This is a genomic window from Dysgonomonas sp. ZJ279 (assembly GCF_011039205.1).
In the GTDB taxonomy this organism is placed as follows: domain Bacteria; phylum Bacteroidota; class Bacteroidia; order Bacteroidales; family Dysgonomonadaceae; genus Dysgonomonas.
In genome coordinates this window covers 206,494-228,722 of sequence record NZ_JAAKEL010000001.1, presented here as the reverse complement: position 1 = coordinate 228,722, position 22,229 = coordinate 206,494, and the positions used below count along the sequence as shown (strand labels likewise).

19 protein-coding genes and 3 tRNA genes are annotated in these 22,229 nt (G+C 37.7%); 2 read left to right on the top strand and 20 right to left on the bottom strand.

What is annotated here, in order from left to right; all coding sequences use genetic code 11:
* Positions 1 to 112: 112 nt before the first annotated feature.
* From rpoB to G7Y57_RS00960, 15 genes are all read right to left on the bottom strand, one after another.
* On the bottom strand, positions 113 to 3,925 hold the full coding sequence (gene rpoB / locus G7Y57_RS01030) for a DNA-directed RNA polymerase subunit beta (RefSeq protein ID WP_165020311.1): 3,813 nt from the start codon (positions 3,923 to 3,925) through the stop codon (positions 113 to 115).
* A gap of 102 nt (positions 3,926 to 4,027) precedes the next feature.
* Positions 4,028 to 4,399, bottom strand: a complete 372-nt coding sequence (rplL, locus tag G7Y57_RS01025; protein WP_165020310.1) for a 50S ribosomal protein L7/L12 — start codon at positions 4,397 to 4,399, stop codon at positions 4,028 to 4,030.
* Between the two features lie 41 nt (positions 4,400 to 4,440).
* Positions 4,441 to 4,953: a 50S ribosomal protein L10 gene (gene rplJ, locus G7Y57_RS01020; RefSeq protein ID WP_165020309.1), complete on the bottom strand. Its 513-nt coding sequence runs from the start codon at positions 4,951 to 4,953 to the stop codon at positions 4,441 to 4,443.
* Positions 4,954 to 4,972: 19 nt separating this feature from the next.
* Positions 4,973 to 5,668 carry a 50S ribosomal protein L1 gene (rplA, locus tag G7Y57_RS01015; RefSeq protein WP_165020308.1) on the bottom strand — a complete coding sequence of 232 codons (696 nt, stop codon included), beginning with the start codon at positions 5,666 to 5,668 and terminating at the stop codon, positions 4,973 to 4,975.
* An 18-nt stretch (positions 5,669 to 5,686) separates the two neighbouring features.
* Positions 5,687 to 6,130, bottom strand: a complete 444-nt coding sequence (gene rplK / locus G7Y57_RS01010) for a 50S ribosomal protein L11 (RefSeq protein WP_165020307.1) — start codon at positions 6,128 to 6,130, stop codon at positions 5,687 to 5,689.
* Positions 6,131 to 6,192: 62 nt separating this feature from the next.
* Complete coding sequence (gene nusG / locus G7Y57_RS01005; protein ID WP_165020306.1) at positions 6,193 to 6,738, bottom strand: transcription termination/antitermination protein NusG; 546 nt, start codon at positions 6,736 to 6,738, stop codon at positions 6,193 to 6,195.
* Between the two features lie 14 nt (positions 6,739 to 6,752).
* Entirely contained in the window at positions 6,753 to 6,941 is a 189-nt protein-coding gene (gene secE / locus G7Y57_RS01000; RefSeq protein ID WP_165020305.1) for a preprotein translocase subunit SecE, read from the bottom strand.
* A 21-nt stretch (positions 6,942 to 6,962) separates the two neighbouring features.
* Positions 6,963 to 7,035, bottom strand: a tRNA-Trp gene (locus tag G7Y57_RS00995).
* A gap of 51 nt (positions 7,036 to 7,086) precedes the next feature.
* A complete protein-coding gene (gene tuf, locus G7Y57_RS00990) occupies positions 7,087 to 8,274 on the bottom strand; it encodes an elongation factor Tu (protein WP_165020304.1) in 1,188 nt (395 codons plus the stop codon).
* Positions 8,275 to 8,334: 60 nt separating this feature from the next.
* Positions 8,335 to 8,407: transfer RNA gene (locus G7Y57_RS00985), tRNA-Thr, on the bottom strand.
* A 142-nt stretch (positions 8,408 to 8,549) separates the two neighbouring features.
* Positions 8,550 to 8,623 (bottom strand) — tRNA-Thr (locus G7Y57_RS00980).
* Between the two features lie 170 nt (positions 8,624 to 8,793).
* A complete protein-coding gene (gene hpf / locus G7Y57_RS00975; RefSeq protein WP_165020303.1) occupies positions 8,794 to 9,093 on the bottom strand; it encodes a ribosome hibernation-promoting factor, HPF/YfiA family in 300 nt (99 codons plus the stop codon).
* A gap of 20 nt (positions 9,094 to 9,113) precedes the next feature.
* Positions 9,114 to 10,001, bottom strand: coding sequence for a tyrosine-type recombinase/integrase (locus tag G7Y57_RS00970; protein ID WP_165020302.1), 888 nt, complete (start codon positions 9,999 to 10,001; stop codon positions 9,114 to 9,116).
* 63 nt (positions 10,002 to 10,064) lie between these two features.
* Positions 10,065 to 10,256, bottom strand: coding sequence for a 30S ribosomal protein S21 (gene rpsU / locus G7Y57_RS00965; RefSeq protein ID WP_165020301.1), 192 nt, complete (start codon positions 10,254 to 10,256; stop codon positions 10,065 to 10,067).
* Positions 10,257 to 10,513: 257 nt separating this feature from the next.
* A complete protein-coding gene (locus tag G7Y57_RS00960) occupies positions 10,514 to 10,969 on the bottom strand; it encodes a GNAT family N-acetyltransferase (protein ID WP_255491299.1) in 456 nt (151 codons plus the stop codon).
* Between the two features lie 123 nt (positions 10,970 to 11,092).
* On the opposite strand from G7Y57_RS00960, the gene prfB reads away from it, so the two are divergent.
* A protein-coding gene (prfB, locus tag G7Y57_RS00955; RefSeq protein WP_165020300.1) for a peptide chain release factor 2 occupies positions 11,093 to 12,206 on the top strand; the annotation gives its coding sequence in 2 pieces (ribosomal slippage) (positions 11,093 to 11,155 and positions 11,157 to 12,206; 1,113 coding nt in all).
* Positions 12,207 to 12,326: 120 nt separating this feature from the next.
* On the top strand, positions 12,327 to 13,262 hold the full coding sequence (locus tag G7Y57_RS00950) for an FkbM family methyltransferase (protein ID WP_165020299.1): 936 nt from the start codon (positions 12,327 to 12,329) through the stop codon (positions 13,260 to 13,262).
* 13 nt (positions 13,263 to 13,275) lie between these two features.
* Here the strand turns inward: G7Y57_RS00950 and G7Y57_RS00945 are convergent, their stop codons facing one another.
* The 5 genes from G7Y57_RS00945 to bglX (G7Y57_RS00925) all read right to left on the bottom strand — a co-directional run bounded on the left by G7Y57_RS00945 (position 13,276) and on the right by bglX (G7Y57_RS00925) (position 22,227).
* Positions 13,276 to 14,124, bottom strand: a complete 849-nt coding sequence (locus G7Y57_RS00945) for a hypothetical protein (protein ID WP_165020298.1) — start codon at positions 14,122 to 14,124, stop codon at positions 13,276 to 13,278.
* 163 nt (positions 14,125 to 14,287) lie between these two features.
* On the bottom strand, positions 14,288 to 16,045 hold the full coding sequence (locus G7Y57_RS00940; protein ID WP_165020297.1) for a discoidin domain-containing protein: 1,758 nt from the start codon (positions 16,043 to 16,045) through the stop codon (positions 14,288 to 14,290).
* A gap of 18 nt (positions 16,046 to 16,063) precedes the next feature.
* On the bottom strand, positions 16,064 to 17,416 hold the full coding sequence (locus G7Y57_RS00935; RefSeq protein WP_165020296.1) for a glucoamylase family protein: 1,353 nt from the start codon (positions 17,414 to 17,416) through the stop codon (positions 16,064 to 16,066).
* 220 nt (positions 17,417 to 17,636) lie between these two features.
* Positions 17,637 to 19,895 (bottom strand): beta-glucosidase BglX, encoded by a 2,259-nt coding sequence (gene bglX, locus G7Y57_RS00930; RefSeq protein WP_255491326.1) that lies wholly within the window; start codon positions 19,893 to 19,895, stop codon positions 17,637 to 17,639.
* A gap of 91 nt (positions 19,896 to 19,986) precedes the next feature.
* Positions 19,987 to 22,227 carry a beta-glucosidase BglX gene (gene bglX, locus G7Y57_RS00925; protein WP_165020294.1) on the bottom strand — a complete coding sequence of 747 codons (2,241 nt, stop codon included), beginning with the start codon at positions 22,225 to 22,227 and terminating at the stop codon, positions 19,987 to 19,989.
* Positions 22,228 to 22,229 lie beyond the last annotated feature (2 nt).

The following is a 22,229-nucleotide window of genomic DNA, read 5'->3' as shown; positions in this document are numbered from 1 at the left end:
ACTTTTTGTCTTTAAAAGCTGTTAGCCATTAGCCATTAGCCGATAGCTGTTTATTAGAGTATTTAATCCGTTAGCTAATAACTATGAGCTAAAAGCTAACGGCCTTAATAATTTAATCAAGAGATACACTTAATCCCAATCCTCGCATTTCGTGAAGCAAAACGTTCAACGATTCAGGAATACCGGATTGTGGCATTGGTTCGCCTTTCACGATAGCTTCATAAGCTTTCGAACGTCCCATTACGTCATCCGATTTGATAGTCAATATCTCACGTAGAATGTGTGCAGCACCGAACGCCTCAAGCGCCCATACCTCCATCTCTCCGAAACGTTGACCTCCGAATTGAGCCTTACCTCCCAGAGGTTGTTGAGTAATAAGTGAATATGGTCCTATAGAACGAGCATGCATCTTATCTTCGACCATGTGACCCAGTTTCAACATATAGATAATACCTACCGTTGCATGTTGGTCGAAACGATCACCTGTACCTCCATCAAACAAACGTACTTTACCATAACGAGGTACATTGGCTTTATCAGTCCAAGTATTCAAGTCGTCTAGGCTAGCTCCGTCGAAAATTGGAGTCGCAAACTTCATACCTAATTCTTTTCCTGCCCAACCAAGAACTGTTTCGAATATCTGACCAAGGTTCATACGAGAAGGCACCCCTAGTGGGTTCAACACGATATCAACAGGAGTACCATCAGGAAGGAAAGGCATATCTTCTTGACGAACGATACGAGACACGATACCTTTGTTACCGTGACGTCCTGCCATTTTATCCCCTACTTGTACTTTACGTTTCTTAGCCACATAAACTTTCGCAATTTGAATAATACCTGAAGGAAGTTCATCCCCGATAGTCAAATCGAATCGTTTACGCTTCAATTCTGCATCTAGTTCTTTATATTTACGCAGGTAGTTTACAACTACGTCTCTGATCAATTCATTTTTGTGAGCATCTGTTGTCCAGCCACTCAATTGAATAGATTCGTAATCGATATTGTCTAATGCACTTTTAGTAAACTTAGAGCCTTTGGCAATGATATCAACATTCAGATAATCTTTAACACCTTGCGATGTTTTACCTTCAGTCAATACCAATAGTTTATCTACCAGTACACCTTTCACTTTAGCAATCTTCATCTCATACTCTTCATCAAGCTTAGGTAATAAAGCTTTCGCCGAAAGTTTTGTTTTACCTTTTTTAGATGCTTTAGAGAAAAGATTTGTATTTACTACAACTCCCTTAAGAGACGGGGAAGCTTTCAATGATGCATCTTTCACATCACCAGCTTTATCTCCGAAGATAGCACGAAGTAGTTTCTCCTCAGGAGAAGGATCAGATTCTCCCTTAGGAGTAATCTTACCTATCAGGATATCGCCCGGTCCAACACGTGCACCAACGCGGATAATACCTTTTTCGTCCAAATCTTTTGTAGCTTCTTCACTTACGTTCGGAATATCCGATGTAAGTTCTTCTACTCCTCGTTTAGTATCACGAACTTCAAGAGAAAACTCTTCTACGTGTACCGATGTAAAAACATCTTCGCGTACAATGCGCTCGCTTAATACGATAGCATCCTCGAAGTTATAACCTTTCCAAGGCATGAATGCCACTTTAAGGTTCTTACCGATTGCCAATTCTCCTTGTTCAGTAGAATAACCTTCGGTTAAGATTTCATTTTTAACTACTCTGTCGCCTTTTTTACAAATAGGACGAAGGTCGATAGTTGTATTCTGATTCGTTTTTCTAAACTTAGGAATAACATATGTTTTAACAGCACTGTCGAAATTTACAAATTCTTCATCCGCTGTTCTGTCATATTTTATTTTAATAGTACTTGCATCTACATAAACAATTTCTCCACTTCCCTCTGCTACTATTTGAGTACGAGAGTCACGAATCAATTGTCCTTCGATACCTGTTCCCACGATAGGAGCCTCAGTACGTAATAATGGAACTGCCTGGCGCATCATATTCGATCCCATCAATGCACGGTTGGCATCATCATGCTCCAAAAATGGAATAAGCGATGCTGCAATCGAAGCAATCTGAGTCGGTGATACGTCCATCAATTCGATTTCTTCAGGACCTACTACCGGATAATCTGCATCCTGACGAGCTTTTACACGTGTATTGATAAAAGCACCATCATCGTTCAACGGAGCATTTCCCTGTGCAATGATTTTATCTTCTTCCTCTTCTGCTGCTAAATAAATGATACCATCTTCACTTAAGTCAACTTTCTTATCCGCAACTTTACGGTAAGGAGTTTCGATAAAGCCCAGATCATTAATTTTCGCATATACACAAAGTGAAGAGATCAGACCAATGTTTGGTCCCTCCGGTGTTTCGATCGGACAAAGACGACCGTAATGGGTAAAGTGAACGTCACGCACTTCGAAACCTGCTCTTTCACGAGAAAGACCACCTGGTCCTAGGGCCGACATACGACGCTTATGTGTAATCTCGGCCAATGGATTCGTTTGATCCATAAACTGAGACAACGCATTTGTGCCGAAGAATGTATTCACAACTGATGAAATCGTCTTAGCGTTGATCAAATCAATCGGAGTAAATACTTCATTGTCGCGAACATTCATTCTTTCACGAATGATACGTGCCATACGGTTAAGACCAACTCCAAATTGATTGAAAAGTTGTTCACCAACTGTACGTACACGACGGTTACTTAAATGGTCAATATCATCAACGATAGCTTTAGAGTTAATCAACTCTATAAGGTATTTGATGATCTCGATCATATCTTCTTTCGTCAACACTCTGATATCGGTGCTTGTCGAAAGACCTAATTTTTTATTTAGTCTGTAGCGTCCTACTTCTCCCAGATCGTAACGTTTTTCCGAGAAGAACAAGTTGTTGATTACCTCACGTGCACTTGTATCATCTGCAGGTTCTGCACTACGAAGTTGACGGTAGATATGACGTACAGCATCTATTTCGGAGTTACTCGGGTCTTTTTGCAATGTATTATAAATAATTGCAAAGTCAGATAAGTTCTGAGTTTCTTTATGTAATAGAATAGATGCAACACCCGAATCAACGATCAGGTCTACGTGATCTTTTTCCAATACAGTTTCGCGTTCAATAATAACTTCGTTACGTTCAATAGATGTTACCTCGCCTGTATCTTCATCAACAAAATCTTCCATCCAAGATCTTAATATCCTGGCAGCAAGTTTACGCCCTACAACTTTTTTAATATTTTGCTTTGTAACTTTTATTTCTTCAGCTAAGTCGAATATCTCAAGAATGTCCTTATCACTCTCGAAACCGATAGCTCTTAGTAAAGTTGTTACAGGTAATTTTTTCTTACGGTCGATGTATGCGTACATGACATTATTAATGTCTGTCGCAAACTCAATCCATGATCCTCTGAACGGAATAATACGTGCCGAGTACAATTTTGTACCATTAGCATGCATTGTTTGTCCAAAGAATACACCCGGCGAACGGTGAAGTTGTGATACAACAACACGCTCAGCTCCATTGATGACAAATGTGCCTTTCTCTGTCATGTACGGAATTAATCCTAGGTACACATCTTGAATAACTGTATCGAAATCTTCGTGATCTGGATCTGTACAATAAAGCTTAAGTTTTGCTTTAAGAGGCACACTGTATGTCAAACCTCTTTCGATACATTCTTCGATTGTATAACGAGGTGGATCAATAAAATAATCCAAGAACTCTAACACGAAGTTATTGCGTGTATCTGCAATAGGAAAGTTTTCAGCGAAAACCTTATATAAGCCTTCCTTCTTCCTCTTTTCGGGTGGGGTATCAAGTTGTAAAAAGTCTTGAAACGACTTTAGCTGCACTTCAAGAAAATCCGGATAAGGTAATGGATTCTTAATTGAAGCGAAATTGACTCTTTGATTGTTATTTATTGAAGACATGGGATACCAATTTTATTGAACTTATTATTTTTGACGCAAAAAGGTTAAGAACCTTCCTCAACGAAGGTTCCTAACCAAATATCCTATTTTACGGGATTATTTTTACTTAAGTTCAATTTCAGCTCCTGCCTCTTCTAGTTGTTTTTTCAATGCATCTGCTTCATCTTTCGATACTCCTTTTTTCAATTCACTAGGAGCAGCGTCAACTAGATCTTTAGCTTCTTTCAAACCAAGTCCTGTTAATTCTTTAACAGCTTTAACAACTGCAAGTTTGTTAGCACCAGCTGCTTTCAATACAACATCAAATGCTGTTTTTTCTTCAACTACTTCAGCTGCAGCCGCAGGTCCTGCTACTGCAACAGCCGCAGCTGCTGGTTCAATACCATATTCAGATTTAAGAATTTCAGCTAATTCGCTAACTTCTTTTACTGTCAAATTTACTAGTTGTTCTGCAATAGCTTTGATATCTGCCATTTTTGTATAATTTAAAATTGTTATTATTCTTTATTTTAGTATTATCTCTTTGATAGAGTTTCTAGAACTCCATGGATAGTATTTCCACCCGATTGTAGAGCCGAAATAACATTCTTCGCTGGTGATTGAAGAGCTGCAATAACATCTCCGATAAGCTCGTTTTTGCTCTTGATATTCTCCAATGCTTTCAAGTTTTCTTTACCTACATAGAAGCTTTCTTGTACGTAAGCTGCTTTTAGGCTAGGAACACCTTCTTTTACATATTTAGCTATCAATTTAGCCGGAGCGTTCGCTACATTAGAAAACATGATAGCTGTATTACCCTTCAAAGCCGGAACTAGTTCTGAGTAATCACCTTCAAGAGTATCTAATGCTTTTTGTAATAAAGTATTCTTTACTACTAACAGTTTTATATCCTGTTTTGAGCATTCTCTTCTTAAATTGGTAGTCTTAGCTGCATTGAGTCTTGCAATATCAGTCAAATAGAAGTTATCGTATTCTTTGATAGTTGTTGCAATAGTCTCTATGATAGCGCTTTTATCTTCCTTTCTCATAATTTCAATCAATTTTTAATTAGCTTTCTACTGATTTAGGGTCGATTTTCACGCCCGGACTCATAGTACTTGAAAGAGAGACGCTTTTCACATAAGTTCCTTTAGCTGACGATGGTTTCAACTTGATAAGTGTAGCGATAAATTCTTTCGCATTATCTTTGATTTGATCGGCAGTAAATGATACTTTACCAACAGACGCATGAACGATACCAGCTTTGTCAACTTTGAAGTCGATTTTACCTGATTTCACTTCCGTTACAGCTTTAGCAACATCCGGAGTAACTGTTCCACTCTTAGGGTTAGGCATAAGACCACGAGGCCCTAATACACGTCCCAGAGCACCAACTTTACCCATGATAGCAGGCTGAGTGATGATAACATCAATATCAGTCCAACCACCTTTGATTTTTTCTATATATTCGTCCAACCCTACGTAATCAGCGCCAGCTTCTTTAGCTGCAGCTTCTGCGTCTGGAGAACATAATACCAAAACTCGTACATCTTTACCTGTTCCATGAGGAAGAGATACTACACCTCTTACCATCTGGTTAGCTTTACGTGGATCTACACCAAGACGAACATCTAAATCTACCGAAGCATCAAACTTCGATACTGTAATCTCTTTTACAAGAGCAGATGCGTCTGTCAATGTATATAATTTCCCTGCTTCAATTTTGCTGAAAGCTAACTTTTGATTTTTTGTAAGTTTACCCATTTCTCAATTGAAGTTTAATTATTTAACATCAGGGAAAGCCCCTTTTACGGTAATACCCATACTTCTTGCTGTACCAGCAACCATTTTCATGGCTGACTCCATTGTAAAACAGTTTAAGTCTGTCATCTTATCTTCAGCAATAGCTTGCACTTGATCCCAAGTAATTTCAGCTATTTTTTTACGATTAGGCTCAGCAGAACCACCTTTAGCTTTAGCAGCTTCTAGCAATTGGATTGCTACAGGAGGTTGTTTTACAATAAAATCAAAAGACTTATCAGCATAGTAAGTTATTACCACCGGCAATATCTTTCCTGCTTTGTCTTGAGTTCTGGCATTAAATTGCTTACAGAAATCCATGATATTAATACCTTTCGAACCTAAAGCAGGTCCTACGGGAGGAGATGGATTTGCTGCACCGCCTTTAATCTGTAATTTTAATTGTCCAGCAATTTCTTTAGCCATTTTTGTTTCTAATTTTTAGTTATTTAAAACCTGGATAGAACATTAAACTGCGTAACCAATTTTTATTGTTCTTTTTCGACTTGCATGTAATTCAATTCGAGAGGAGTTTTCCTTCCGAATATCTTTACCATTACTTTTAGTTTCTTTTTCTCAGCATTCACTTCTTCAATAATTGCAGAAAACCCTGAGAAAGGTCCACTTGTAACCTTTACATTTTCTCCTACTATATATTGAACATCCATTTCAACCTGTTGCTCATCCAGTTCATCCATCGTACCTAGTATTCTATTTACTTCGGCTTGACGTAATGGTTGTGGATTTTGAGTATCAGGGAGGAAACCTGCAACATAATTAATGTTGCGAAGTTCATGGATAACTTCTCCTACTAAGGCAGCTTCTATTAATATATAACCGGGAAGATAAGCTTTCTCTTTCAAAACTTTCTTTCCGTTACGCATAATATAAGTTTTCTCGGTTGGGATAAGAACTTGAGATATGTATTTCCCTAAGTCAGATTTTTTTATCTCAGCGTCAAGATATTCTTTGACTTTATTTTCCTTACCGCTAACAGCACGCAAAACGTACCATTTCTTTTCGATTTCAGTCATTTGCTTTTGATAAATTATAGACTATAGAAAAACTTAACGACCCACTCGAATACGCTATCAACACCCCAGACGATTAGTGCCATTATTATGGAAGCAATCATAACAATAACCGCGCTGCTAGTTAACTCCGTACGACTAGGCCAAGAAACCTTGTAAACAAGTTCGTTATAGGAATCCTTAATATAATTAATTACTTTTTTCATTTACTCTTTTGAGTTTTTTAGCACGGGTTGAGAGACTCGAACTCCCGACACCTGGTTTTGGAGACCAGTGCTCTACCAACTGAGCTAAACCCGTATTAAAAAGTCGGCTATATCGCAAACCGACTTTTATATTCTTGTCTAATTCTTACTGAGTAATTTCAGTAATCTGACCAGCACCTACTGTACGACCACCTTCGCGGATAGCGAAACGAAGACCTACGTTGATAGCAACTGGGTAGATCAACTCTACTTGAATAGTTACGTTATCACCAGGCATAACCATATCTGTTCCTTCAGGAAGAGTGATTTCGCCAGTAATATCTAACGTACGTAGATAGAATTGAGGACGGTATTTGTTATGGAATGGAGTGTGACGTCCACCTTCTTCTTTTTTCAGGATATAAACCTCTGCTTTGAAGTCAGTATGAGGAGTAATCTTACCTGGATGGCAAATAACCATACCACGTTTGATTTCTTCTTTATCGATACCACGAAGTAATAGACCTACGTTATCACCAGCTTGACCTTCGTCAAGAATCTTACGGAACATTTCTACTCCTGTAACAACTGATTTTCTTCCTTCTGCACCAAGACCGATAATTTGAACTTCTTCACTTGTTCTGATGATACCAGTTTCGATACGACCTGTTGCAACTGTACCACGACCTGTGATCGAGAATACGTCTTCAACTGGCATCAAGAATGGTTTATCAACATCACGTGGAGGTAGTGGAATCCAAGTATCAACAGCATTCATAAGCTCCATCACTTGGCTAACCCAAGGCTCAACACCGTTCAATGCACCAAGTGCAGATCCACGGATAACCGGAGTGTTATCACCGTCGAAATCATAGAATGAAAGAAGTTCTCTCATTTCTAGTTCAACTAGTTCTAACATTTCTTCATCATCAACAATATCACATTTATTCATGAAAACAACTAGCTTAGGTACATTTACCTGACGAGCTAGAAGGATATGTTCACGAGTTTGAGGCATAGGACCATCAGTAGCAGCAACAACGATAATAGCACCGTCCATTTGAGCTGCACCTGTAACCATATTCTTTACGTAATCGGCATGACCCGGACAGTCAACGTGAGCGTAATGACGGTTAGCTGTTTGATATTCAACGTGTGATGTATTAATAGTAATACCACGTTCTTTTTCTTCAGGAGCATTATCAATTTGATCAAATGATCTAGCTTCAGAGAATCCTTTGTCAGCTAATACTTTAGTAATAGCAGCAGTCAAAGTAGTTTTACCGTGGTCAACGTGACCAATTGTACCGATATTTACGTGTGGTTTCGACCGGTTAAAATGTTCTTTTGCCATAATGAATATTATTTAGTTAATGTATATATTTATATCTATTTGATCAGTATCTTAAAATAGAGCCTATGACGGGACTTGAACCCGTGACCTCTTCCTTACCAAGGAAGTGCTCTACCAACTGAGCTACATTGGCGTTATATTTTATCTTTCTTTTCTCGTCAACAAATATACGCCTTTATTTGTTATTTATCTGCTTAAAGAGAAAATATAGAATTTAAGTCGTAACCTTCTCACAAAAAGCCATTAGGCTATCGACTTTCACTCCTTTTATTTCGAGCCTCTTGTCGGATTCGAACCAACGACCCCGAGATTACAAATCACGTGCTCTGGCCAACTGAGCTAAAGAGGCATAATACTCTAATTTCGCCGCTATTACGCACTTTAAATAGCGAAACGGCGACAAAATTAGAAATTATTTTTTACAATCACAACACTTTGTGGATTTATTTTTCGAGAGTCCTTCTTTTAATAACATTTACTCTACAATTGCGAGCAAAAAGCAAAATCGGGACCGAAATATTATTTCGCCTGCGCTTTTTCCTTTGCCTTAAGAACTTGCTTCTCCAGAGCTTCAACTGATAACACAATTGCTTCTTCAAACGTATCTGCTATTTTATTAGCAAAAAGCTCTCCGCTTTTAATATTCAGCTTTATTGAAGCCTCTTTATTATTAGCTACTTCAGGTTTTACAACCTTAAGAATAATCTCTGCATCGACTATAAAGTCGGCTATTTTTTCTAATTTCGATACTTTTTTTTCAGCAAACGCTTTTAGTTCTGCTGTTGCATCAAAATGCACTGATTGAATTGAAATATTCATAATTAATTCTCCTTTTCAATTTACGCCCGAGGGTGGGCTTTGTTATATATTTTCTTTAGCTCTTCAAACGAAGTATGTGTATATATCTCTGTTGCTGCCAAGCTCGAATGCCCCAGCAACTCTTTCACCGCATTAATATCCGCCCCATTATTCAGCATCCCGGTCGCAAATGAATGCCTCAACACATGCGGACTGGTTTTCGCCAAAGTCGGAATACATCGAAGATTCTCTACCACGATACGGTGCACCAACATCTCATAGAGAGGCTCTCCATCTTCTTTAACAAAGAAATAACCGGAAAGGTTGTCAATTTCGGCATTACGAACATCCATATACTGACTTAACAGCAATTTCATACTACCACTAACAGGGATGAGACGTTGTTTATTACGCTTACCTGTCACCAGTATAGACCCGGCAAAAAAATCGACATCCGCATCTTTCAGCCCTATTAATTCAGCCCGACGAATACCTGTCACATAAAACAGCTCCAAAATTATCCTATTTCGCAACGAATGAAACGAGTTATCAAAATTATGCTCATCGAGCACTCTCTCCATATCCGAATCATTAACAAAAGAAGGAATAGGTTTTGCCATTTTAGGGCCGACTATTTTTTTCACTGGATTGAATGTCACAATCTCTATCCGTAATAAAAACTTATAAAAAGACTTCAAAGTACTCAGTTTCCGATTCACCGATCGGGGAGACATTTTCTCCTCCATCAACCAAACCATCCATAAACGAATCACGTCTGCATCTGCAGATTGGATTTCTACTTCAGGATGATACATCTTAAGGAAATCGGAAAATTGGTGTAGATCTATAGAATAAGAAATCTCCGTATGTGAAGAATAGTTCTTCTCATAACGGAGATAATCCAAATATTTTTCTATCAACTTTGTCATTCTTTCTATCTACGTATCACGAACAACGAAGTTAATAATATTATCGAGAAAGACAATATTTCATTAATCTTCGATACGGTGCAGTTTCTCTACGTAAACAGCGTGTATTCTTTGTTTTCTTTTTGTAATCGACGGTTTTTCAAACGCTTGACGTCTTCTTAGTTCTTTTACAACACCTGTTTTCTCGTATTTTCTTTTGAATTTTTTAAGAGCTTTTTCAATATTTTCGCCCTCCTTTAGTGGAACAATGATCATAGTTCTTTAATTTTATTTGTTTTGTTATACTTTCTTAATTTAAATCTTTCAAGATAAAAACACCGTTTTATCTTATTCGAAAACTCATATGGATTATCATTCAATAACCTCCTGAACATTACTTTATCGTAATATTAAACATCTGTTTTGATTATGTTTAGTTCAAAAGACCATGAAACCTCCCTTCTATTTTCGGGGTGCAAATTTATGGTTTAATATCTTAATCTCCAAGACTTTTTTCGTCTTTATGATATCTCTTATCGTTTTTTCATCTGAACATGGGGTATACCATCTTCAAGATACACATCGCTGGTACACTCAAAACCGTGACTCTCGTAAAATTTCTGCAAATATAATTGCCCTGAAATAGTCAACTCTGTTTCGTTTAACATAGAGGCCGCTAAATCTATAGCTTTTACCATTAATTGATGTCCATAGCCAAACGAACGACATTCTTCGGCAACAATAACCCGTCCTATACTAGCTTCGTCAAAATAGTCTCCACGCTTAAATAAGCGACAATAAGCAACAAGCTTACCATCAGCATAACCATGTAAATGTAAAGCTTTCTGATCCTTATAATCCAAATCAAGATACGGAGCGTTTTGTTCTACAACGAATATTTTACATCGTAAATGCAGAATATCGTAAAATTCTTCTTTTGTAAGATCCTCATAACGACTGATTTTCCAGTCAACTGTATTTTTCACCATAAATAATATATCTACTAAAGTAGGCAAAGATACTTATCTTTCATATTACCATAACCTCCTATCTATTTTTTTTCTACCTTTGCAACTCAATTTAAATTACATATAACATAAAACGATAATCTTATGATTACATTAGACCAACTAAAAGAAGTGTTGGAGCGCGAGTCCGCGTTGAGGGGGTACCTTTGACGTCGATGCGAAAATAATACAACTCGAAGAAGAAGAACTAAGAACACAAGTTCCGGGTTTCTGGGATGATTCTAAAGCCGCCGAAGTACAGATGAAAATCATTCGTGGTTTAAAAAGCTGGATAGAGGGCTATAATAAGGTTAAAAATGCTGCTGAAGAATTACAGCTGGCATTCGATTTCCAAAAAGAAGGGATTACTACTGAAGAAGAGGTAGACGAGGCATATAGCAATGCTATAACTTTACTCGAAGACCTCGAGCTCCGCAACATGTTACGCCGCGAAGAAGATAAGCTTGGTGCTGTACTGAAAATAAACAGTGGTGCAGGTGGCACTGAAGGACAAGACTGGGCCTCAATGCTATTTCGCATGTATCAACGCTGGTGCGAAGACAAAGGTTACAAAACAACCATCACTAACTGGCAGGATGGTGACGAAGCCGGAATAAAAACAGCTACTCTACAAGTAGAAGGTGAATTTGCTTATGGTTATCTGAAATCTGAGAATGGAGTTCATCGTCTTGTGCGCGTATCGCCATATAATGCTCAGGGTAAACGTATGACCTCGTTTGCATCTGTATTTGTAGTTCCATTGGTTGATGATACAATAGAAATTGAAATCAATCAGGCTGATGTTACTTGGGATACGTTCCGTTCGAGTGGCGCAGGTGGACAAAATGTCAACAAGGTAGAGACAGGGGTGCGACTACATTACAAATATAAAGACCCTGAAACCGGTGAAGCTAAGGAAATAGTTATTGAAAATACTGAGAGCCGTTCTCAATTTGGCAACAAAGATAATGCGATCCGTTTATTGAAATCGCAACTCTATGAGTTGGAACTCGAAAGACGCAGCCGCGAAACATCTTTAATCGAGGCCGGAAAGAAAAAAATAGAATGGGGATCACAAATCCGAAGCTATGTATTTGATGACCGCCGTGTAAAAGATCATCGAACCAATTATCAATCATCAAATGTAAATGCGGTGATGGATGGGGATATTGATGATTTCATTAAAGCATATTTGATGGAATTCGGTGAAAACGCCTGAATTACTCAATATTTATACTGTGCCAATTTTCAATATGAATCCTTGTTATAATATCCATTACAATTGGGTTATATAGCAAGGATTAGCCTCAGCTTCTAATAACCTTATATCTAAATCATAATGAAACTCGAACATTTCAAAAGATTAGCCTCAATCACTGATTATTATTTTTACAAAAGAATAAAACAAAAAAAGAAACTGAATAGAGGACGATTTGAGGCCCCCTGCTGGGAATTACGAAAAGAAATATTGAGATATTATAAATCTCATAAAGATAGTGACGGATCTTTCAAAGAAGCTATAGAATATATAAGGAAAGAAGGTATGTCCGTCTTTCCTTATATGTTTAGAAATAAATATGATTATCGTAATATTCGTGTCTTCAGAGATATTGAGTCTGATCTTAAATATGTAAAATATGATGCACATAATCTCTTTTTTCCATCAGAGATGAGTGATAAAGATGTTCAAATATGTTATTCAAATCTCCAGATAGAACAAGATTTATTATCTCCACATCGTTATTTATCTAACAAATTCAATGTTAGCGCTAATGACATTTTTTTAGATGTAGGGGCAGCAGAAGGAATATTATCTTTATCTGTGATTGATAAAGTATATAAAGTTTTATTATTCGAAGTCGATGAACGATGGATAAAAGCACTGAAAAAAACCTTTGAGCCATGGGGAGACAAAGTACAAATTATAAATAAATATGTATCGGATGAAAACAGTGACACAACTATAACCATAGATTCTTTAATTAACACTTTTGACACAAATTCGATATTCATAAAATTAGATGTCGAAGGTGCAGAAAAAAAAGCGCTGGAAGGCGCTAAAAAAACACTGACATCCAGCGAATATAAATGTAAAGCTGCGATATGTACTTATCATAAGCATAATGATTACGAAGATTTATCACAACTGATGAAAGATATTAGCTATGAAATAGAAACAACTGACAGATATATGCTATTCATACATGATCTGGACATAAAACCACCCTATTTTCGGAAAGCTTTGATCCGTTGTCAAAAAGGCCTAAATTATTAGATAAAAAGACAATCTATTGTGCTAAAATATAATCAATTGTGATTGTCTCGTACAAAACTCTTTCTTCCGAGCCTGAAGTGAGTTGATAAACCTCAATAACAACAGGATATCCATAATTATCATACTCATAAACGGCCTCATAAATCAGATTGGTCTCATCCTCCATGGTTATTTTCAAACCATTGTTTACAAAAGGATTAAATGTTGTAGCGTACATATCTCCATAAGTAAAGAGAAACCATTGCGGAATACGTACATATTTAAAGATACCTACTTTCTCATCATATATATAATTATAAGATGCAGCTTTAGCATTCTGTCCTATCGTTTCTATAACTAATTCTGATATATTACCCTTTTCGTCATACAGATAAGATGTAATATCTTCTCCGAATCCGATAGAAGAACTCGTTGTATGTTTCTGGATATAGCCGGCTTCATTAACCTGCATCGTTGCAACGATATCGCCACCCTCCTTCTTTATATATACCAACGAATTATTGCCGTATGAATAGTTTGTTTTATAGGTAGCTTTAGGATCATTTTCTTTATACGAAGTTACCGATATGATCTTGCTTTCTATCTGATCTTTATCATAATCAAACATATTTCTATACAATGTCCCATACTCTACATCCTTGGGTGTTACCAGGACATCTTGCTTAACAATACGGTTATAGACATCATAAGTATATGACTCAACCAAATCTGAACTAAACTCATTTACGAATTTAATTGTTATTTTAGATGGAAGATGCTTTGCTTCGCTTGTATCAGAAAGTCCGTCATCATCACTACACGCAGCAAATACCCCTATAAAAAGTGGGATTAGTAGTAGTAAAAAAAAATTCCTGCGTTTCATGGCAAATACAAATAAATGTAAATAAATACCAAAGTATAATAATATTATAACGTCAATGGTATCATATTTGTTGCAATATACTAAAAAAATAACAATTCTAATAAAATTAACACAAGCATCTGATTTTTATCAGATGCTTGTATCTTATATTAAAACCAGAGCTTTACAATGCCTCGGCTGTTACCCAAGTAGAAGTCCCATTCTCATTAATTGCTTCGATAGCAAAATAATAAGGTTTTGTTTTATCCATACCACTGTAATAGTACTCATTTACATCGTGAACCATTACACAATTATATAGTTTGTCCGGTTCAAGACCAATATAGATATTATAAGCATAAGCTTCATCTACAGGTTGCCATTTGAGCCACACATTACGTCGATCGGTTTGATCTCCCCTTAAAGCCATAAACTGTTTTACCGGAGATGGCTTTTCTTTCGCTCCAAACCCAAATACACGAAAACCAGAGATTGCAAATTTACCGGTCGGCATATGAAGATTCTCCATTTTCAGATAGCGGGCTTTCACTGGTTTATCCAACTCTACATAATCGTGAGGCACATCTTTCTTGTTGTTACTCTTATCGATAAGGGTGTTCCATTTCTTTCCGTCGTTAGAATAATATACCATGTATTGGTGATACTTATCGAAAGTTTTACCCAAGAACTCTGCATCTTGATCGGCATAATTAATTTGCACAGCATAGACAGTAGATTCCTCTCCCAGATCAGTGATCAGCCATTCCCCTTTTTCGGCAGTCTTAGCGCTCCAATATGTTTTCACATCTTCGTCAACAATATTGTTAGCATAGAAAGCACCTAAAGTAGAAGACACTTGTACGGGTTTATTATAATTTAAAATCATCCATCCTGTAAATCGGCTCTTAAGATGATCAGTATTTCCATTCGGCACATAATGAGGATAATCACCAAAAGCAGTATTACAATACATATTATCTTCTGCATCAAATCCGGCAGGCCAGATACCTATGCGACGCTCAAAATTGTTTTTGACATTCACAACCATTGACGATGTATGCCAGTAATTGCTCCAGTTATCCTGAAATGTAGCACCATGTCCTGCTCCACGAATAAAGCCTCCGGCTTTCATACTAAGCGGAAGAGAAACATGCTCGAAAGGTCCCAGAGGAGAATCTCCGATTGCAACACCATCACCATAGTGGCTAAATTCGGTTCCGGGTCCACCCCATTGAAGGTAATACTTATTCTTATGTTTCGTCATCCACGCACCTTCCATAAAAGGTTTAAGGAAAGTATTGTCCATATGTTCACCAAAGCGATGCCAACCGATTTTATCATCGTCAAGCAAAAGCAATTCCTTGCGGGTTCCTTGCGGTTGAAATGTGTTACGGTCGAGTTCTATACCGTATAACGGATACACATTGCTGCTACCGTTGTACATATAAAAACGATTATCATCGTCTGTAAAGAATGCAGGATCCCAGCCACCTATATCGAAATGCTCTACTGCTTTACTCCATTCATTTCCTTTAGGATCAGTACTCATCCAAATAGGAAATATACGTGAATAAGTAGAACCAAACACTATAAGTGTATCACCCTTCACCCATGCAGCAGGCGCACACAAGTCATCCCATTTATTAGGTGTTGTATCTATAGCTTCCTGAGTTAAGAATGAACGGGATACAAAATTCCATTCTGATAAATCGCTGCTCCACCAATAACCTTCCTGATTAGTAGAGAATAAATAAAAATCGCCCTTGTAATTCACAATCACAGGATCAGCCGTAGCTCTATGTTTACCCCATGTTGTAAAATTGGGTATCGGGCAATATGCGTAATCTAAATTCACCGGATTGCAATATGTTTTTTGCTGGGCAGATAATTGCCCAACAAATACATATAGTAATATCAATAATATAACTTTTAATTTTTTCATGGCCTACAGGTTAAATTCTTATTTTAATTGAGGACTTTCAAATCCTAGTTTCTTTAATCCACTCTGAACATCGGGATGACTCATAAACAAATTCCATAATAGTTGCGTACGATAATTTTCTATCATCACAATAATAGGTCCTTGATCGATTGCCAAATAGCGTTGTGGATACCAGTCTTCTGTTTCGCTAAAAGCATCATAAAAACCGTATGGTCCCCAAAGTTTATCACCCATATTATACAGACTTCTCATCACCTTCATAGATTCCTCAGGCGTATAAACGATAGACGATAAAGCCGCTGTAGGTGCAATAACACCATGATCACCTTCTTCCGAAGGTTCATGCGCAGCATACCCCACTGTTGAATAGCTCGCCGAGAGTCCCCAAAGATCTTCACCAAATCCTTTAAATTGTTTTGGATTTCGGATACTATATGCTCTGTTGATCAATGTATAATTTTTCATTTCTTGAAAGTAATCAGCATATCGATCTTTCAATCCAGTAGGATTTAATCCTAAAAAAGAATAATGAGCCCAGAACAATGGACCTGCCCCTGAATTACTTTGGTAACGCATATTCAATTTATAGCCCTCCACCTCGTGAGGTTCTATAATTTTACCGTTCTCAGCCCAGCCTTCGTGATACACTTCGGCTGGAACGCCATGCGTAGGTGAAGAAGCTGCAAGAACATATGTGATAAGACATTCGTTATATCCTCTGATAGCAAAATTCATTTCCCATGAATGACTAGGACTCCAATGCCAGTATAGAACATTTTTTCCGTTTCGATGCCAATTCCAGTCTACTGCCTTCCATAGTTTATCAATACGTGCGGCTAATGCTTTTTCTGCCTCAGTACCATTTATATAATATTGATGAGTGGCCAGCAAGCCTTGTAATAAGAATGATGTTTCAACTAAGTCTCCACCATTGTCTTTATCACTGAAACCTTTTACTTTACCTGTTTCACCATCCCACCAATGAGGAAAAACTCCTTTAAACGAATCTGCATTTTCAAGGAAAGTAACAATCTTAGCCATATGATCGAGACCTTCTTGTCGGGTTACATACCCTCTCTCTATACCAACAATAATAGCCATGATACCAAAGCCGCTACCACCCGAAGTTACAACATTCCTATCGTTTTGAGGGTATATCCCATCAACATGAAAACGCTCGCGAGCCATTCCGCTCGTCGGTTCCGATTCATTCCAGAAATAACCGAATGTTCTTCTCTGAACAGAATCTAAAAGAGCCTCGTCCGATATTTCGGCAACAGTTGTAGTATTCGAACCTTTATTGGCTGTATTACAGCTAATAAAGTTGAGCATAGACAATACTACAAATAAACTGATATATATTTTCTTCATATTATTCTAAATAATATCAATCAGGAATCAAACCTGATTTTTACAATTTTACAAAAGCTATAAAATAGCCAACCTAAATCAGAGAATGTTAAAAGGTAACAAAAGTGACACTTTGTATGTTGTTTTCGTTTGTTACCTTTTCTCTCTACTTAACCTAATAACCAAACACCTTATTCTATATAGATAAACTTAAAACCACTTTTCTTCCGAAAAGAAGTAATTAGTTCAATGCAAATCTAGCTGTTTTCACATCGCGGCTGTTTCCTCCGATCATCACATCGAAATCACCCGGTTCAAACACATAATCCAAATCGTAATTGTAGAACTTCAACATTTCGGGAGTAATCTTGAAACTTATAGTTTTAGATTCACCTGCTTTTACAAATACTTTCTCGAAACCTTTCAGCTCTTTAACCGGACGTGTTACACTACCTACTATGTCGCGGATATATAATTGTACTACTTCTGCTCCATCAACTTTACCTTTGTTGGTCAATGTTACTTCAGCAGTCAATTCACCTTTTGCATCAATAGCTGCAGAACTTAGCTTAACAGGGCTATACTCGAATTGAGAGTAACTAAGACCATACCCAAATGGATATAGAGGTTCGTTATCTACATCTAAGTAATTGCTACGGAATTTTTCGAACCATTTTCCTTCGGCCAATGGACGTCCTGTATTTTTGTGATTATAAAATAGTGGAATTTGTCCTACATTCTTAGGGAAAGTAGTCGTTAGTTTTCCACTTGGATTTACATCGCCAAACAATACATCACCAATAGCATAAGCAGCTTCTGTTCCACCAAACCATACATTAAGAATGGCAGGAACATTTTCGTCTTCCCATGTCAATGTCAATGGGCGACCTGTAAACAATACCAAAACAACAGGCTTTCCTGTTTTCAACAATTCTTTCAATAGTCGTTGTTGAACATCAGGGATATTCAGGTCTGTACGGCTACTACTTTCGCCACTCATTTCAGATGATTCACCAAGAGCCGCTACAATTACATCAGCACCTCTGGCAATTTGTAATGCTTCGTTACGGATAGCTTCTTCCGAACGGGCATCTCTACCTAAATCGCGACCAAACATTGTTGATCTTGCTTCTAATTCAGGATCACTTGTAAGATTGCTACCTTTAGCATATACGATTTTAGCATTGCCGCCAACTACAGATTCTAAACCTTCTATTAATGTAGCAGCTTTATTGAAATCTGCTGCAACACTCCATGTGCCTGGCATATTAGAGCGTGTATTTCCAAGAGGACCTACAACCGCAATTGTTCCTTTTTTAGTTAAAGGCAATACATTATCTTTATTTTTAAGAAGAACAAAACTTTCTGATGCAATCTTACGCGCAGCATCACGGTGTTCTTTAGCATATATTTCAGTCTTAGCACGCTCTACATCACAATATTTGTATGGATCGGCAAATAAACCAAGTTTATATTTTGCTTCAAGAATACGACGGCATGCTTTATCTATTTGTTTCTCTGTAATCTTTCCTTCATTCACCGATTCTTTAAGTGTAGTTAAGAATCCGGCAGCAACCATATCCATATCAACACCTGCATCCAAAGAGCGAGCAGATACTGTTTTAAGATCACCGATACCATGTTCTACCATTTCGGCAATTCCTGTATAATCGGTTACTACAAAACCATCGAATTTCCATTGATCGCGAAGCACATCAGTCATCAGCCACTTGCTAGCTGTTGCAGGCACACCGTCAACCTCGTTGAATGATGCCATAACACTACCTACACCCGCTTCAACAGCAGCTTCGTAAGGTCTGAAATATTCATTATACATACGTTGATGACTCATATCAACTGTATTGTAGTCGCGACCGGCTTCACCTGCACCATATAGGGCAAAATGTTTCACACAAGCCATTATATTTTTATTCGAAGCAAAAGTATTACCTTCTCCCTGATAACCTCTAACCATTGCTTTGGCAATCTCTCCGCCTAGATAAGGGTCTTCGCCACTACCTTCGGAAACACGTCCCCAACGAGGGTCCCTACTGATATCTACCATCGGGCTGAATGTCCAGCAAATACCATCGGCACTGGCTTCTACTGCTGCAATCTGAGCCGACTGCTCTATTGCAGCCATATCCCATGTACAAGCTATGCCTAAAGGAATAGGAAATACAGTTTCGTAACCATGGATCACGTCCATTCCGAATAATAATGGAATTTTCAGACGGCTTTCTTCAACAGCTACACGTTGTACTTCTCTGATTTTTTCTACTCCTTTAATATTGAATAGTCCGCCAACCGAGCCTTCTTTAATTTTTTCACCTATGTCGCTACTCTTAGCCTGACCTGTAGTTATATCTCCTGCTCCAGGTAAGTTGAGCTGTCCGATTTTCTCATCCAAAGTCATTTTACTCATGAGATCGTCTATAAAACGATTCATTTCTGCATCTTGCTTTTTATTATCTTTATCTTGTGAGCACGAATATAACATGCAAACACAACACAGTAACATCACAATTTTTTTCATCTTATTTATTTTAGTATTTTATATATAGTCTGTCTATCCTAAATCAATAATAGCATTACTCCAAAACAAAGTCTGCTTTTAATACAGCATTAGAATCACCGCCAACGAAAAGATGGAAATCTCCTGTTTCGTATACAAATTTCAAATCAGGATTATAAAATCGAAGATCATCTACTGAGAGCGTAAATTCAACATCTTTTGTTTCTCCTGCTTTCAAAAATACTTTTTTAAAACCCTTCAATTCTTTAACCGGTCGCGTTACACTACCCACTATATCGCGAGTATATAATTGCACAACTTCTTCTCCATCATATTTGCCTGTATTAGCTAACTTCACATTTACCTTTAGCGGTTTATCCTTACTAATAGAAGTAGAAGAGAGTGATAAGTCGGAATAAGTAAATGTTGTATAACTCAATCCATATCCAAAAGGGAAAAGCGGTTCGTTGGTTACATCCCAGTAATGAGATCCATAAGCTAGCTCAGGATCATTTTTATCATAAGGACGTCCTGTATTTTTATGATTATAGAATATTGGAATCTGCCCGACATTTTGAGGAAAAGTAACTGTTAACTTTCCAGCAGGATTGTATTTACCAACCAAAACATCGGCAATAGCCGCGCCACCCATTGTTCCCGGAAACCAAGCTTCGAGTATGGCATCTATATTATCATTCTCCCAATTTATTGTCAATGGGCGTCCGTTCATTAAAACCAGAACTACAGGTTTACCTGTTTTCTTTATAGCTTTCAGCAAATCGAGTTGGAGGCCGGGTAGTGATATATCTGTGCGACTATTATTTTCGCCCGACATATTATGAAATTCGCCCATCACCATAACTACAACATCTGCTGCTGAAGCAACTCTTAATGCTTCAGTGAAACCGCTTCTATCGTCACTTTGAATATCACAACCTTTTGCATAAGTTATTTTATCACTACCCAAAGCCTCAGTCAGCCCTTCGTAGACACTAACCGGGACACTATCTCTGTTACCCATTGCCGACCAACAACCTAGAATTTCGTATTTATCTTTAGCTAAAGGCCCAATTAATGCAATGCGCTTATTCGCTTCTAACGGTAATAATTGGTTTTTATTCTTTAGTAATACCATCGATTTACGGGCAATATCACGAGCCGCTTCTTTATTTTCAACTGTAAGAAGATCTGTTTTTTCTCTTTCTGTGTCACAATATCTATACGGATCTTCAAATAATCCCAATTGATATTTAATTTTCAATATTCTTCGGGCTGCATCAGTCACATCCTTTTCAGAAACTTTACCCTCTGCTATCAACTCTTTGAGGTACTTCATATATACACCACCTTGCATATCCATATCCACACCTGCATTCATAGCTATTTCTGCTGAGTGTTTTTCGTCGCAGGCATAACCATGTTGTATCATTTCGTTGATTGATGTATAATCTGTCACAACAAAACCATCGAAATTCCATTTATCACGCAGTATATTTTTCAGAAGATATGAATTCCCTGTAGCAGGAATACCGTTCAGATCGTTGAAAGATGTCATTATTGTAGCACAACCTGCATCAAGCGCCGCTTTAAACGGAGGAAGATATGTATTCCAAAGTTCATTCTCTCCTACATCGACTGTATTGTAATCCCTACCGGCCATCGACGCTCCGTAAGCAGCATAATGCTTTACACAAGCGACTACTGTACTTTTATCACTTAAACTATTACCTTGTATGCCTTTTACTCTGGCAGCTGCGATTAACGAACCTAGATACACATCCTCTCCGGCACCTTCGGCGATACGACCCCAACGAGGATCACGCGCGATATCGACCATAGGAGCATATATCCAATTGACACCTTCGGCAGATGCTTCTTTTGCTGCAATCTGACCGGATCGTTCTATTGCTTCCAAATCCCAGCTACATGATTCCGCAAGAGGGATAGGAAATATAGTCCGCTGCCCATGGATGACATCATATCCGAAAACAAGGGGAATACCTAAACGAGTTTCTTCAACCGCTATCTTTTGCAAGCTTCGGGTATAGTCAGCACCTACTGCATTGAATATGCCACCAACCATGCCTGTGCGTAAATATTCTTTATAATTAGGATCAACTGTCGGTCCTGTGATAATATCATATCCACTGGTGTACAATACTGTTTGTCCTATTTTTTCGTCGAGGGTCATTTTATCTAGTAAATCCTCAACAAACTTATCCATATCTGCATCTCTTGATGATGAATTGGATGAGCAGGAATTTAATACTAGTCCCAACAAAAATAAAACGGCTATATGTCTGAATAATTTATCCATCA